General features: G+C 49.8%; 13 protein-coding genes. 6 read left to right on the top strand and 7 right to left on the bottom strand.

All coding sequences use genetic code 11. The features are described 5' to 3' along the window. The first annotated feature begins 73 nt into the window (after positions 1-73). Together ACG2F4_RS08215 and ACG2F4_RS08210 are read left to right on the top strand one after the other, a co-directional pair. A complete protein-coding gene (locus ACG2F4_RS08215) occupies positions 74-1,492 on the top strand; it encodes an NAD-dependent malic enzyme (RefSeq protein ID WP_395259741.1) in 1,419 nt (472 codons plus the stop codon). Positions 1,493-1,715: 223 nt separating this feature from the next. Beyond that, on the top strand, positions 1,716-2,243 hold the full coding sequence (locus ACG2F4_RS08210) for an outer membrane beta-barrel protein (protein ID WP_395259740.1): 528 nt from the start codon (positions 1,716-1,718) through the stop codon (positions 2,241-2,243). Positions 2,244-2,623: 380 nt separating this feature from the next. Here ACG2F4_RS08210 and ACG2F4_RS08205 read toward each other — a convergent pair whose 3' ends face one another. The 6 genes from ACG2F4_RS08205 to tatA form a co-directional block, all read right to left on the bottom strand. Next, positions 2,624-3,550, bottom strand: a complete 927-nt coding sequence (locus ACG2F4_RS08205; protein ID WP_395259739.1) for a Ppx/GppA family phosphatase — start codon at positions 3,548-3,550, stop codon at positions 2,624-2,626. Between the two features lie 2 nt (positions 3,551-3,552). Further along, the gene (gene prmA / locus ACG2F4_RS08200; RefSeq protein ID WP_395259738.1) at positions 3,553-4,404 is read right to left on the bottom strand and encodes a 50S ribosomal protein L11 methyltransferase; all 852 of its coding nucleotides are present in this window, start codon (positions 4,402-4,404) and stop codon (positions 3,553-3,555) included. 163 nt (positions 4,405-4,567) lie between these two features. Further along, positions 4,568-5,515 carry a M28 family peptidase gene (locus tag ACG2F4_RS08195; RefSeq protein ID WP_395259737.1) on the bottom strand — a complete coding sequence of 316 codons (948 nt, stop codon included), beginning with the start codon at positions 5,513-5,515 and terminating at the stop codon, positions 4,568-4,570. A gap of 40 nt (positions 5,516-5,555) precedes the next feature. Further along, positions 5,556-6,326 (bottom strand): SDR family NAD(P)-dependent oxidoreductase, encoded by a 771-nt coding sequence (locus ACG2F4_RS08190; RefSeq protein ID WP_395259736.1) that lies wholly within the window; start codon positions 6,324-6,326, stop codon positions 5,556-5,558. Between the two features lie 3 nt (positions 6,327-6,329). Then, a complete protein-coding gene (locus tag ACG2F4_RS08185) occupies positions 6,330-7,877 on the bottom strand; it encodes an amidase family protein (RefSeq protein ID WP_395259735.1) in 1,548 nt (515 codons plus the stop codon). Between the two features lie 10 nt (positions 7,878-7,887). Beyond that, positions 7,888-8,133 (bottom strand): twin-arginine translocase TatA/TatE family subunit, encoded by a 246-nt coding sequence (tatA, locus tag ACG2F4_RS08180; RefSeq protein WP_395259734.1) that lies wholly within the window; start codon positions 8,131-8,133, stop codon positions 7,888-7,890. 194 nt (positions 8,134-8,327) lie between these two features. On the opposite strand from tatA, the gene ACG2F4_RS08175 reads away from it, so the two are divergent. The 4 genes from ACG2F4_RS08175 to rlmD all read left to right on the top strand — a co-directional run bounded on the left by ACG2F4_RS08175 (position 8,328) and on the right by rlmD (position 13,238). Beyond that, positions 8,328-8,582 carry a DUF2795 domain-containing protein gene (locus ACG2F4_RS08175; protein ID WP_310685746.1) on the top strand — a complete coding sequence of 85 codons (255 nt, stop codon included), beginning with the start codon at positions 8,328-8,330 and terminating at the stop codon, positions 8,580-8,582. Positions 8,583-8,726: 144 nt separating this feature from the next. Further along, a complete protein-coding gene (locus ACG2F4_RS08170) occupies positions 8,727-11,069 on the top strand; it encodes a BamA/TamA family outer membrane protein (protein ID WP_395259733.1) in 2,343 nt (780 codons plus the stop codon). 180 nt (positions 11,070-11,249) lie between these two features. Beyond that, positions 11,250-11,801: a Crp/Fnr family transcriptional regulator gene (locus ACG2F4_RS08165; protein WP_395259732.1), complete on the top strand. Its 552-nt coding sequence runs from the start codon at positions 11,250-11,252 to the stop codon at positions 11,799-11,801. Positions 11,802-11,828: 27 nt separating this feature from the next. Continuing rightward, positions 11,829-13,238 (top strand): 23S rRNA (uracil(1939)-C(5))-methyltransferase RlmD, encoded by a 1,410-nt coding sequence (gene rlmD / locus ACG2F4_RS08160; RefSeq protein ID WP_395259731.1) that lies wholly within the window; start codon positions 11,829-11,831, stop codon positions 13,236-13,238. 54 nt (positions 13,239-13,292) lie between these two features. Here the strand turns inward: rlmD and ACG2F4_RS08155 are convergent, their stop codons facing one another. Beyond that, positions 13,293-14,447, bottom strand: coding sequence for a lactonase family protein (locus tag ACG2F4_RS08155; protein WP_395259730.1), 1,155 nt, complete (start codon positions 14,445-14,447; stop codon positions 13,293-13,295). Between the last annotated feature and the right edge of the window lie 6 nt (positions 14,448-14,453).

Here is a 14,453-nt window from a genome sequence, read left to right as displayed (position 1 = left end):
TTTTTTCTATCATACGCAGCCTATTTACCCTACATTCCATATACTGTTAACCCAAATACAAAATGATATTCTGATGAGCGATATCCAACCGAGTGTCAGCTACAGCTTTACCATGCGACTGTATATCAAAAATAAGCCGGGTATGCTGGCAAAAGTGATGAACGTAATTGCCGAAAAAAAGGGGGATCCCGGGGCCGTTGATGTTGTCAAGGTAGAGGGAGATTACAAGGTGCGCGACCTTACGGTTAGCGCGAGAGATGAGGCACATTCGCGCGACATTGTCAAGGCGATCAAAAAAATAGACGGTATCAAAGTGCGCAACGTATCCGATCGGGTTTTCCTGCTTCACCTGGGAGGAAAAATACGGATTGAAAACAAAGTGCCGGTAGACACCCGTGATGCTCTTTCTATGGCGTATACCCCGGGCGTCGGCCGGGTGTGCCAGGCGATCGCCGAAGACCGGGAAAAGGCCCACACGCTCACTATAAAACAAAATTCGGTGGCCGTAGTAAGCGACGGCTCCGCTGTACTGGGACTTGGGAATATAGGTCCAGAGGCCGCGATGCCGGTAATGGAGGGTAAGGCGATGCTGTTTAAAGAGTTTGGAGATGTCGACGCCTACCCGATCTGCCTGGACAGCCAGGAAGTGGATGAAGTGGTTCGGGCGGTTGAGCTGATCGCCCCCGGCTTTGGCGGAATCAACCTGGAGGATATCAGTGCGCCCCGCTGTTTTGAGATTGAACAGCGGTTAAAAAAATCACTGGACATCCCGGTTTTCCATGACGATCAGCACGGAACTGCCATCGTAGCGATGGCGGCAACAATTAACGCGCTAAAAGTGGTTGGCAAAAAGCTGAGCGAGCTCCGGGTCGTTATTGTGGGAGCCGGGGCCGCGGGCGTCGCTATTGCCCGAATATTGCGTAATGCAGGTGCGGGAACCATTCTTTGCACCGACAGCAAGGGCATCATAAACCGAGATCGGCTGCCGGAGCTGAACGAAAGCAAACAATGGCTCGCTGAAAATACCAACCCGGATAACATCGGGGGGACCTTGCTGGATTCCACCAAGGGAGCCGACCTGCTGATCGGCGTAAGCGGACCCGATATCATTCCAGTGGAGGCGATCGAACATATGGCGGAAGATCCCATCGTTTTTGCCCTGGCCAATCCCGACCCGGAAATTCGTCCGGAAAAAATCTCCTCGGTTGCGCGGATCATTGCCACTGGCCGGAGCGACTATCCCAACCAGATCAACAACGTGCTCGCCTTCCCGGGAATCTTTCGCGGTGCTCTGGATGCGCGGGCTTCCGACATCAATGAACAGATGAAACTGGCCGCCGCCCACGCCATTGCAGAACAGATTGACGATATGGATCTGAGTGAGGAATATATTGTTCCCAGCGTGTTTAACAAGAAAGTGGTGCGCAGGGTATCGCAGGCGGTCAAAGAGGCGGCATTCGAGAGCGGCGTAGCGCGGCGGCCGCGACCGTAAATAACAGAGGATTACCTCCTAAAAAACTGGGGACACCTACAATTATGAACTCATGAGACTGTTTTCACCCTGCTCCATTGTAAAAAAAATTTGCTCTTGAATTAACGGTCTCATTAATTAGTTTATATGACCCAATTTTAATATCTCCTTCGCATATAAAATACAGAAGGAAAAGTTGGGATAATTCATCAAACCCATAAATTATTAAATAAACACAAATCAAATGAAATATCTATCAAAAACCATAATATTATCTACCCTGCTTGCTGTATTCACCGTTTCTACAGGCTATGCCCAAACGGGAGAGATCAAGATTGGCGGTGGATTAATTTTTGGATCAGGTGTGACGGGGATTGACCAGGTCGATAACGATCTCGGTATCAGAGTAGATGGCATCTACACCATCAATGAGGAGTTCAGGGCCGGTGCGGACCTTGGATTTTATTTCCCGCACGAAGAGAACGGGTTCAAACAGACAGTCTGGGAACTCAATTTTAATGGAAATTATATTTTCCATTCTGAAGAAGAACTGCTGTTGTACGGGCTCGGGGGCCTGAACATAACCAGTATTTCTTTTGATCAATCCAGTCAGGGATTTACCGCCTCGGGCAGTGATTCCGAAGTTGGCTTAAATCTCGGGGGTGGACTTGAATATGGATTGAACTTTGGCGACCTGTTTGCTGAACTCAAATATGTACTCAGTGATGCCGATCAGCTGGTGCTGGGAGCCGGCGTTCGATTTGGCATCTAGTCCAAATCTCAAGACAAGTATTCAAGGGTGCCTTTTTTTAAAGGCACCCTTTTTTATTAGTCTCAGTTCAGAGCAAAGGTTTCTCACATTCTTCGATTACGGTTAAAGCCACTCAAATAAGACTTCATCGACTTCCCTGTACATTTTTGAGTGATCAAAAAAACGAATATTTAAAAAAATGCCCAACGGAGATTGGTTATTGGTTCAAACAAAATAACAAATAAAAATAACCAGCCCGCAAATAACTAACCTTTTCCGCCGCTGCATTCACCACCTTGATTTTTGGGTTCCTTTGGGAGCAAGCCGAAAGGAACACTTTTTTATGAGGATTAGCTTCATTTTTTCAAATTCCTGCTGAGCTTTTGTATCAGCCTGCACATTCAGTTTTGTGCCTGGAAAAGTTTTATTATCGCCCCGTGCCGGATCCCTCCCGTTGACACTACGATCTCCTCAAAATCATATCGTTTCAGGAACTCATCAAGGATAAGAATGCCCGGGAGAAACACATCGGCCCGCCCCTCCATCACAACAGGGTATTCCTCCAGCAATTCGGCTGCCTTCATATGTGAAATTTTCTGAACCCATTGCTGTACCGTATTTCGAGTTAATCGCATGCCGGCCAGCTTTTCCGGTTTATACGCAGTGGCATTAATTTCCATAAACGCCAGGGAGGTTACCGTTCCGGCGACGCCGATCGCCTCTGTTTTGCCATTCCAGGAAAAAGGGCGATGCTCAAACGACTCAGCAATGGCCTTCCTGCAGCGGCTGACCTCGTCCTCTCCCGGGGGATCGGAGTGCAAAAACCGCTCGGTGAAGCGCACGGATCCAACATCAAAAGAATGGTAGTCCAACAGTTCATGGCCTTTCCCGAGCGTCACCTCTGAGCTTCCCCCTCCGATGTCGAGAGTCACCGCCTGTTGCGCTATGTTTGCGCTGAGCATGCTACGGGCGCCCAGGTACGTCCAGCGGGCTTCCTCTTTTCCACTCAGTATGCGCAGATCGAACCCCGTTTCCCGGGAGACGATCGATTTGAATTCCTTTCGGTTGGCGGAATCCCGTACGGCACTTGTAGCCATAACGACGGTATCAGCGACTTCCGGGTAGTAGTGATCAATGATACGGCGATACTCCTGCAAGGCGTTGACGACGCGATTTACGGAGGCCTCAGACAGGTTCCGCTGCTTGTCCACGCCTTGACCCAGCCGCGGAATACGCTGCTCCTCATGGATCACCTTGAGGCTATCTCCGTCATACTCGGCTATCAGCAGCAGCAGCGTATTGGTTCCGATATCTATAGCGGCATACACGATCAGGAGGTGGTTGGTTTGGATTTCAACTGAAGAGCGATCCAGTTATTTTCTCGCGAAGATGCCATGAGCTCAAAATCAGACAACATATCCTGTTCGAGGATGAGCTGCCTGTCGGAGATCAGCAAACCTGACAGGATCAACTGCCCCCCGGGTTTTACATGCTCCACTAGAGAAGGCAAAAGTTCAATAATGGTATTCCTGTTGATATTGGCCAGTACCGCGTCAAAGGATTGGCTCCCTTCAACAACTTCGATTGAGCCTTTTTTGATGGTTACCTGGTTTTCCACTTGGTTAATAAGCACATTTTCCCTGGCGTTCCGGATACTCCATTCGTCAATGTCGAACGCCATGACGTGTTCAGCCCCCAGTTTGACGGAGGCGATCGCCAGCACCCCGGTGCCTGTTCCGGCGTCCATGACACGGTAATTCGGCTTAATGACCTGCGGCAGCAGCTTCAGAATCAATCGTGTTGTCTCGTGGTATCCCGTTCCAAATGCCATCTTTGGATCTATTTCCAACAGGATGCTATCATCGGGTGCTGCTTCAGTCACCCAGGTGGGTTTAACATAAAAAGTGCCGATTTGCTGCGCCTTGATCGTCTGTTCCCACTCTTCATTCCAGTTCTGGTCTGCTACAACCTCCTCCGACTGGATATACCCGTTGCCAGGGTAAGCCGCCAGTAGATGCTCAATACGTTCCCGGCTGACATCACTGAATCGTTCCTTTGTGACATATGTTATCAGTCGTCCCTCCTGCTGTTCAAAAGCATCAAACTCCATCTCCAGCAGCTCTGCGATAATCGCCTCCTGGTAATCGTCGCTAATCGATAAAACAAGTTTAATATATTTCAACTTTCAGGTTCTGTTTATGACTGACGAGTTGGCAAATTCAGGTGATAAGAGGTCTTTCTGCTGATAAAGCAAGATACAGGAATTGCGATTAATATTTCTCAGCTTTACAAATGACGACGCACATTTCCGTACGCCAGTATCCAGTGATTCTGAGGTTACGAAATCAGACCCTGTTGTAGATGAGTTCTGTAAGTACCTCTCCCACCGCTTTCAGAGTCTCCCGGCTTATAATGTCCATATCATCATTGTGCGTATGCCAGTAGGGGGCGAATTGAACAGAGGAATCGGATCCCCGTTGATGCCTTATAATATCAATAGTCGGTATGCCCAGAATCCGGTTGATTACGACATGATCATCTGAAATGGCGGCCCCCTCCTGCTCCACGAACAGGTCGGAATAGCCCTTTTCTTCGGCAATTTGCCAAAGCTCGTTGACAAGTGCCGGGGCGAAATGCAGTGAGTTTTTTTCTTTGGGGAATTGGGCATTTTGGCCGCCGACCATATCCAGCAGTATGCCAAATCGCGGGCTATATCCTTTAACAGGCGGATTGTTCGCCCAGTACCGGGAACCGAGAAAATAGCGGTCCATCTCCCCTTCTTTGCCATAATCCTCCCCGTCAAACAAGACGAGATCCACCCCGATGGGAGGCGGAGTATCCTTAAACAGTCGAGCCAGTTCCAGCAGCACGGCAACGCCGCTCCCCCCGTCATCAGCACCCACAATCGGTTTGTCGGGGGCGTCGGGATCCTTTTCGGCCCGGGGTCGGGTATCCCAGTGAGCGCAAAGCATAATACGGTCGCTCGCCGATGGATTGAAGGCAGCAATGATGTTACTCATTCTCAAAGTATCGCCCTGGTACCCGACATGGGTGAAGTGCTGGGCAAAAACCCGCCGTTCCCCGGCTGCCTCTGCCAGTTTACCTATCAAATAGGCTTTTGTTAGGCGATGCCCCTCTGAACCCGGATTCCGAGGACCGAATTCAACCTGCTGCCGGATGTAGTGATAGGCACTGTCAGCATTAAAAACCGGTACATCCCTGCCCTGTCTTTCAAAATTAAGTCGTTCCTGGGGAACAGGCTCCCCGCCGCAACCGGCAAGGAAGGCGAGCAAACAACATATTAGCGGGATGGTCCATCTATCTTGTGGCGTGCTAGGAATCATCGCGATATATCATCGTGGCGGATGACTGGTTGATTGAATAGATGATGGTATCAATGATATTGACATGAGGAGGACGGTTGGCAACAAATACGATAATTTCAGCAATGTCCCGGGGTGTCAGTGGCTGCATACCTTCATACACTTCATCCGCCTGTTCTTCATCTCCCTTGAAACGAACCTTGCTGAATTCGGTTTCTACCGCTCCCGGGGAGATCATGCTGACCCGCACCGAGGTGCCGTGAAGATCCTTTTTTGCGGCTTCCGTAATCGCTTTCACGGCGTGTTTAGTGGCGCAGTAAACAGAACCGCCTGCATACCCGGTGTGGGAAGCGGTTGATCCGAGATTAATAATGTGCCCATGATCTCGCCGCTTCATCTGCTCTGAAACCAGCCGTATCATCGTCAACAGCCCCTTGACGTTTGTGTCAATCATGGTATCCCAGTCATCCAAATCAGCTTCGTAGACGGCATCCATGCCCAGCGCCAATCCCGCGTTGTTCACCAAAATATCGACCGGCTGTTCAAGTGAATCTAGAAAGTCGCGGCATGCCTGGCGGTCACGGATGTCGAAACTGCTGATATGAACCTGGATGGGATAGGCTTCTTCCAGCTCTTTTTTAAGCGTCTCCAGTCGTTCCCGGCGGCGCCCGGTCAGAGCGAGATTGCATTCATATTCTCCAAACTGCCAGGCGGCCGACCTGCCGATTCCGGCAGTAGCACCTGTTATGACTACCCAGTTGTCCTTGATCCGATTCTTCAAAACTTAAATAGTTTCAACTTCAGATTGTCGTTCAATTAGCCGGGCGGCATTTAATAATTTACCCTCCTCAAAGGTATCGGCCATAAACTGGAGGCCATATGGCAACCCGTTGGAATGGGTTCCGGCCGGCACATTTATGCCGCAGATCCCCGCCAGGTTGGCCGTAATGGTATAGACGTCATTCAGGTACATCTGGAGCGGGTCGTCGGTCTTTGAACCGATATCGAAGGCCGTGGTCGGAGCCGTCGGGGAGACAATCACATCCACATCCTGAAACGCCTGGGTAAAATCTTCCTTGATGAGGCGCCGGACCTTTTGCGCTTTCCCGTAATAGGCGTCGTAGTAGCCGGCACTGAGGACGTAGGTGCCAAGCATGATACGCCGTTTCACCTCGGTTCCGAACCCTTCGGTACGGCTTTTTTTGTAGAGCCGTATCAGGGCGGAATCCAGGTCTTCAAGCTCTTTTCCCAACCGTACCTTCTCCTCACCGCCGGCCAGCTCCATCTGCTCCTTGAGAGCCTCCTTCTCCTTGCGGAGTTCCTCTTTCACATCTTTAATATCGGCCCGGTGCCCGTAGCGGATGCCATCGTAGCGGGCCAGGTTGCTAGAGGCTTCGGCCGTGGCCAGGATATAATAGGTGGCGATACCATATTTCATGTGAGGCAGGTGGATCGGAACAAGCTCCACCCCCTCCTGTTCGAGATCCTTGAGCCGGCTTTTTATCCCGTCCCGGATCTCTGCATCCAGCCCGTCTCCGAAATACTCTTCCGGTACCCCGATCTTGATATTGGCCTGCGGTTCTTTCACAAATGATTGGTAATCCGGTACCGTTCGGCTGGAGGAGGTGTTGTCATTATCATCATAGCCGGAGATTACTTCTAGAACTCTTGCCGCATCTTCCACATTGTTGGCCAAGGGTCCGATGCAGTCAAATGATGAAGCGTATGCGACGAGCCCGTAGCGCGAGACGCGACCATATGTCGGTTTAACCCCCACCACGCCGCAGTAGGAGGCGGGCTGTCGAATAGATCCCCCGGTGTCGGACCCAAGCGTTGCCGTGCTGAATTCTGCCGCCACGGCGGCCGCGCTGCCTCCCGAAGAACCGCCCGGAACTTTGTCCGTGTCGTGCGGATTTCGGACGGGATCGTAAATGGTGTTCTCATTCGAAGAGCCCATTGCAAATTCATCCATATTCAGGCGGCCCAGCAAGATGGCATCTTCCTCTTTCAGGCGTTCCACCACTGTGGCGTCGTAGATGCTTTCAAAATTGGAAAGGATGTTGGAGGCGCAGGTAACCTGCTTGTCTTTCTCACAGATCAGATCCTTGATACCAATCACGGCACCGGCCAGCTTGCCGGCATCCCCGTTGTGTATTTTCTTATCGATGCGTTCTGCATCCGCAATAGCCTGCTCCGCATCAAGAGAAACCACCGCATTTATTTCGGGATTTCTTTGCTCAATATTGTCGGCATAATGGCGTACAATTTCCTGAAGTGAATACTCTCCGGTTTTGACAGCCTTTCGGTTGTCGGCAATACGTCTAAAATCCAATGGTTAAATCTTAATTTTCAGTTTGTTTCTGAGGTTGCTTCTTGGGTTCCGTTTGACTCTGCGTGTTGTTGTGGGAGCCAAATGATTCCTTCTCACCCTCTTCAATTTCCTTTTTGATCTGATCAGAAGCCTTTTTGAACTCATTTATTCCCTGTCCGATTCCGCGAGCAAGTTCGGGTATCTTTTTGGCACCGAAAAACAGCAGAATTACGAGTAAGATCACAAGGATTTCAGTTCCGCCTAATCCACCTAGCATAATATTCCTCTTTTAATTTGGTTTTAGTATGAGATGATTAAAGATAACAAAAGTTTTTTACACCTTTCAGTTGACTATTAAAAATATTTCGCTCTTTATTAAAGAAAAGACTTGAATTTTATTGCACAATCCTTTTTATAAGGTGCATTGGAAGTTAAAACACACTAAATAAATCAACAAGAAGTAAAAGAAACATGATTTGGACTGTAGAATTAGCGGCAGCTTTAGACGACGCTCCATTTCCTGCAACCCGTGAAGAACTCATTGAATGGGCCGAACGCAATGGCCTGCAACAACAGGTGATCGACAACCTGTACGAACTGGATGAAATAGAGGAAGGCGAAGATATGGTCTATGAAGGCATTGAGGATATCTGGCCGGACTATATTCGTAAGGAAGATTTCTTCCATAATGAAGAGGATGAAGGCTTCGACTACGATGATGTATAGATATTGATCGATAAACAATCGGTTTATTCCATATCTTTACGCGGTTGTTCCGTTAACGGGACAACCGTTTTTTGTAAATTAAAACCGAACTCTGATTTTCATTCTATCTTGTTTAGAAGTGTTGCGTGTACATTCTTTTTGGGAATGATGCTCTCCTTTTCGGTCTTACAGGCTGAATTATACGCACAAGATGCGCAAGTTCAACAGGCCGATACCACTCAAAATGTGGTGCGTGTCATCCGTTTTGTCGGCAATGACAATGTGAAAGACAACACGCTTGAGACCCTGATTCGCACCCATACCAACCGCGAGTTTCTCGGTATTCCCCGCTTCACGCCCTGGTATTTTATCTGGAAACTTACCAAACGATTTGGAGAGCCCCCGGCCTACCTGGTACCTGAAACCGTAGAAACCGACATGGAGCGTATCCGTCGCTATTATGAATCGATCGGCTACCTGGAGGCTTCGGTGGATACCAATATTGTGGAGTTCAGTCCCAACAAGGTAGAGGTCTCTTTCCTGATTAACGAGGGTCAGCAGTCGCGGGTACAAACCATCGCGTATTCGGGGATGCCGGAGTTTCCGGATCCGGAACTGATTTCTGATTTCTACCTGGACAGCGAAATGACCCGGGAGCCAATAAATGACACCACGTTTTCGGTAAACCGTGCGTATTCTGAAAACGCTCTTAACAACGAGCGAAACCGAATTATAAATTTTTTGAAGAACAACGGGTATGCCTCTGTACAGCGCGACTCGGTGCTGGCTCAGATCAAACGGGATCCCTCCGACAATCACCAGCTGGATGTACTGTTCTATATAAATCCCGGCAATTTGTACCATTTCGGTGACCTGTCGATCAACCTCCGGGGTCCGGATGCGCAAACAAGATATGAACATGCCGATACCCTGACAGGCGAACCGTACACCAGCGGGGGCAAAAAAATATTTCTACAAAAAGAGGCGGAGGCGCAAACCAAGTTTAGCCTGTTGACTGATCAGCTGTTGTTCAAACCGGGAGAAGTATTTGATAACAACCGGTATGTGCGTACGGTCAACGAGTTTCAAAACCTCGGGATGCTCAATATCCGCGAATTTGGACTGAGTGAGGATGGATCGCTGCCCGACTATTCCAAACCCGATATTCCCGTTCTCTTTTCCCTGCAAACCCTTCCCAAGCATTCTTTCAACTTCAACCTATTTGGCCTCCGGCGATACGGATTCGGTTCAGGAGCCGGCGTTACCTACACCAATAACAACCTTTTTGGAAAAGCGGAAAACCTGCAGGTTTCGCTGAACGGAAGTTTTGAATACGTGGGCTCAGAAACCCTGCAAAATCTGGATGAGACTTTTGGCGGGGGCGACCAGCTGTTCCGCAGCTTTGAAGTGCGCGGCGACTACTCCCTGCCCCGGCTGATATTCCCCTTTGCCGGTCTCGATGACAACCTGTTTTTTTCGAACTCCCGCACGCAGTATTCCCTTTCGCTGGCCCGTTCCAACCAGCTATTCTTCGATGTAAACTCGGATGTGCGTTTCAACCTCCGCTACGTAGTAAACCATAATGAGCGATTTACGAGCTTACTCGACCTGGTTGAACTGGATGTGCTCGACTCCGACCCGTCCGAACAGTTTCGCCAGTCTCTAATCCAGCAATTTGATACTACCTCGTTTGAATACCGGCGGCTGCTGGAAGACTTTCGCCCCCAGGTTTCCTCGATCCTGCGCTATACTTTCCGAAGCCAGAATACCGATCTGATCCAGCGGAACAGGGGCTATTACAGCGAATATTCCGTAGCGCTGGGCGGAAACATCCCCCACCTGATCGATCGTTATTTTGTCACCCCTGACACGCTGGAAGGCAACCTCCCCTCTCCCGCCCGTATCAGCAATAACAGTCTTTCGTACAGCCGATTTTTAAAACTTACCGCCGATTACAGGCGTTATGTTCCCCTGTCAAACGATGCAGTCTTCTCCTACCGGGGATTTGCAGGTTTTGCCCAGCCGTTTGGGGGCAGCAGCAGCATTCCGCTTAACCAGCGGTTCTTTGCCGGGGGGAGCAATGACATCCGGGGCTGGGATTTCAACAGTTTGGGGCCGGGAGGCATCGCCATTGAAGGAACTCCTCCCGTCGTCGGCGGAGAAATTAAGTTGGTTGGCCAGGCTGAGGTACGCCAAACCATGATCTCCAACTTCCTTTCGGCCGACTGGATCGGGGCCTGGTTCACTGACGCCGGAAACGTCTGGTATGGTCCCCGGAACTCGTTCAGGGGCGGCCAGTCCCAGGACCTGCTGAATGAAGGGAAATTTTATATTGATGAGTTCTACAAGCAGATTGCCGTCGGCTCCGGGGTGGGACTGCGGCTTGATTGGGAATATCTGGTCGTCCGTTTTGATTTTGCTTTTCGCATACATGACCTGGCTCCGACAGAAAGCTGGTTTACCAATAAAAAACTCTATTTTAGTTTTGGTATCGGGCATTCTTTCTAGACTCACGGCACCAGTGATTGCTGGAGAAACGATAAACGTTCTGTTGGCAAGTATCGTTGTCGACGCCTGCAATCAGTATTTTACCCGTACCATACGATCTTTAACAACAGTAGCAGACGGTATCGAAAATTGATTACATTACAGTTCTGTTGCAACGGTACTATAACTTAATTGAGTATTATGTTCGGATTTGATCGGTTCAAGACGATAAAGAAACAGGCACAAATTGTTTTTAAGTCTAGATTCCTGGACAATCTCACCCCCATGGAACGCTATGAATTTCTGCAGTTATGTCATCGCAGGAATTATAATGAGGGAGAATTTATCTACTACCAGGGGGATCCGGGCACCGGCATGTATTTCCTCGAGGAAGGAAAGGTGCAGCTTGTGGTAGAACCTGAACCGGGCTCTGATGAAGATACCAATACTTACCTTATTGAAGCCCCGGAAAGCTTTGGTGCCCTTTCCATAGGGTATGAACTTCGACGAATGTCCTCGGCCAAATGCCTTACGGACTCCGTGCTGCTCGGTTTTTTTAAACCCGACTTTGAGACGCTCCGGGACCGGCATCCCAAAATTGCCGTCAAATTCCTGGAGACACTCGCCATGATAGCGATGAAACAGCTTGAAAAAACGACCAAGGCGCTGGTAGAGGCAAAGGGTGTTGCCAAAGCTTTTTCTATTCAGTTCTCCACGTACTACGACGCCGAAAGGGAAAAGCAAATTTTATAATCTCCAGGATAACATTAATAACATTATATGAAACTGAAAAAAGGAGCTGATGTTGAGCTCGATATCGAATCTACGGCTTTCAAGGGCAAGGGAATAGCCAAGGTCGATGGCCTGGCCGTGTTTGTGCCCAATACCACTCCCGGCGACCGGGTTAGGGCCCGCATTATTAAACGTAAAAAAAATTACTGCGAGGCCAAGCTCCTGGAAGTGATTGAAGAGGGACCCAGGCGTATTGAACCGAGGTGCCGGCACGCCCGGATGTGCGGGGGATGCAGCTGGCAGCATGTTGACTACGCCTCTCAGCTCGAGTTCAAACAGGGCCAGGTACAAGATCACATGGAACGAATCGGCGGATTAAAAGAACTTGAGGTGAACCCGGTAATCGCTTGTGATAAAACATTTTATTATCGAAATAAGATGGAATATTCAATCGGGCACAAGCGGTGGTTAAGCAGAGAGGAAATAGAACGGGATGAGTATGTGAGCGACCGTTGTTTTGCGGCGGGACTGCATGCCCCGGGACGATACGACAAAATTCTGAACTTGCAGGAGTGTCACCTGCAGGAGCCAATCTCCTATGAAATACTGGATTTTGTGCGCAGCTACTGTACAGAGCACGATATTGCGCCATTTAATACGATTGACAATAAAGGCTTCATGCGAAATGTGGTTATCCGGAATGCCGCTCACACGGATGACCTGATGGTGAACCTGGTCACATTCAGAGATGACGAGGAGATAATGCAGGCGATGGCCGACGCGCTTTTAGAGCAGTTTCCCCGGATCACCACCATCATCAACAATATAAATGACACCAAGAGTCCAACGGCCGTGGGCCGCTATGAGAAAGTGTTGCATGGCCCCGGACATATCGTGGATTCGATCGGGGGTTATCGTTTTAGTATCGATGCCAACGCCTTTTTCCAGACCAACACGGAGCAGGCTGAACGCCTGTACGAAACAGCGCGCTCATTTGCCGATCTAAAATCTGGTGATCTGCTTTTTGATCTGTACTGCGGGGTGGGAACACTGAGCCTTTTTATGAGTGAAATGGCCGGCCACGTAGTGGGCATCGAAAATGTGGAGGTTGCCATTGAAAACGCCCGGACCAATGCCAAAAATAACGGCGTGGAAAACGTGGAATTTGTCAAAGGTGACATGCGTGATGTGTTCAACCAGTCGATCGTTGCCGAATTCGGATCGCCAGACTGTATCGTAACCGATCCTCCGCGCTCGGGGATGCATCCCGATGTCGTGGCATACCTGAACAAGCTTAAAGTCCCCAGGCTGGTGTATGTGAGCTGCAACAGCTCAACTATGGCACGCGATCTCAAGGAGCTCAATGAGGTGTACGATATCCTCGAGGTACAGCCTGTCGACATGTTTCCCCAGACCTACCATATCGAGACGGTTGCAAATCTGCGGTTGAGAGAGTAGAAAAGGAGCCTGTTAATGTCGATCTCCACCCTCCTCTTTTGACAGGCAGGGAATTTATTGAACAGGAATCATTTTCAGGCATACCGGTTGCGAAACTTCAAGTTCAGTTCCCGTGGGCGTGATCAGTCCGGTTTCCCGGTTGCGCCTGAAAACCACGATATTGTCGGTATGGCGGTTGGCTACAAGCAAAAATGCTCCCGTCGGATCGATCACAAAGTTGCGCGGGTGAACGCCACCGGAGGAATGGGAACCTGCCTTCCTCAGTGTGCCGTCGCCTTGATCGATAGCGTAAATAACGATGTTGTTGAGATCCTCTCTGTTTGATACGTACAGGTATTTACCGTCCGGTGACACATGGATGTCGGCTCCCGATATGGCGCCTTCATACTCCTCGGGCAGTGTTGAAAGGGTTTGCCTGGTTTCCAGGCGCCCATCATCCGTATATTCAAAAGCCACGACGGTGCCGTTTAGCTCATTCACCAGGTAGGCATACTCCCCGCTGGGATGGAAGGTCAGGTGACGTGGACCCGCACCGGGATCGGCCTCGTACACGGACGAAGGGGTCTCCTCAAGGACAACCTGCTCGTCATCAAACGCGTATCCAACTACTTGATCCGTACCGAGATCATTTACAAACAGGCGCCTGTTATCCGGGGAAATGTAGGTACAGTGCACATGGGGGCGCTGCTGCCTGGACTCATTCACACTGCTGCCTGTGTGTTGAATAGCTGCTTTCGCTTCCCGAAGTCCCCCGTCCTCTCGTACCGGCAGCATAGCCAGCGATCCCCCGGAATAATTCCCGGCAAATACCGCCTTCCCGGTGCGGTCAACCGAAACGTAGCAAGGTCCCCCGCCTTCACTTGACTGCTTGTTTATCAGCCTGAGGTCACCGGTCTCCTTGTCAAAGTAGAAGGAGCTGATGGAGTCGGGGGCAGCCCCGCCCATCTCATTTACGGCATACAGGTTAGTGTGATCGGGTGAGATAGCCAGGTATGACGGATTTTCAACTCGCGCGGTTTCAATCAACGGACTCACCGATCCTTCAGACGAGTTGAACCTGTACAGGTAAATCCCCTCACTTCCCTCTCCGGTATAGGTTCCGACGAACAGGTAAAATTCCTGGGCTTCGCTCGCTTCCTGTTGTTGCGAACAGTTTAATACAAAAAGAGAGGAAAATATTATTAAAAAGACGACTCGTGCTGCACGCATGTTTCG

It is taken from the genome of Halalkalibaculum sp. DA3122 (genome assembly GCF_043951865.1).
In the GTDB taxonomy this organism is placed as follows: domain Bacteria; phylum Bacteroidota; class Rhodothermia; order Balneolales; family Balneolaceae; genus JAMQKA01.
This window is presented reverse-complemented; position numbering and strand designations above follow the sequence as displayed.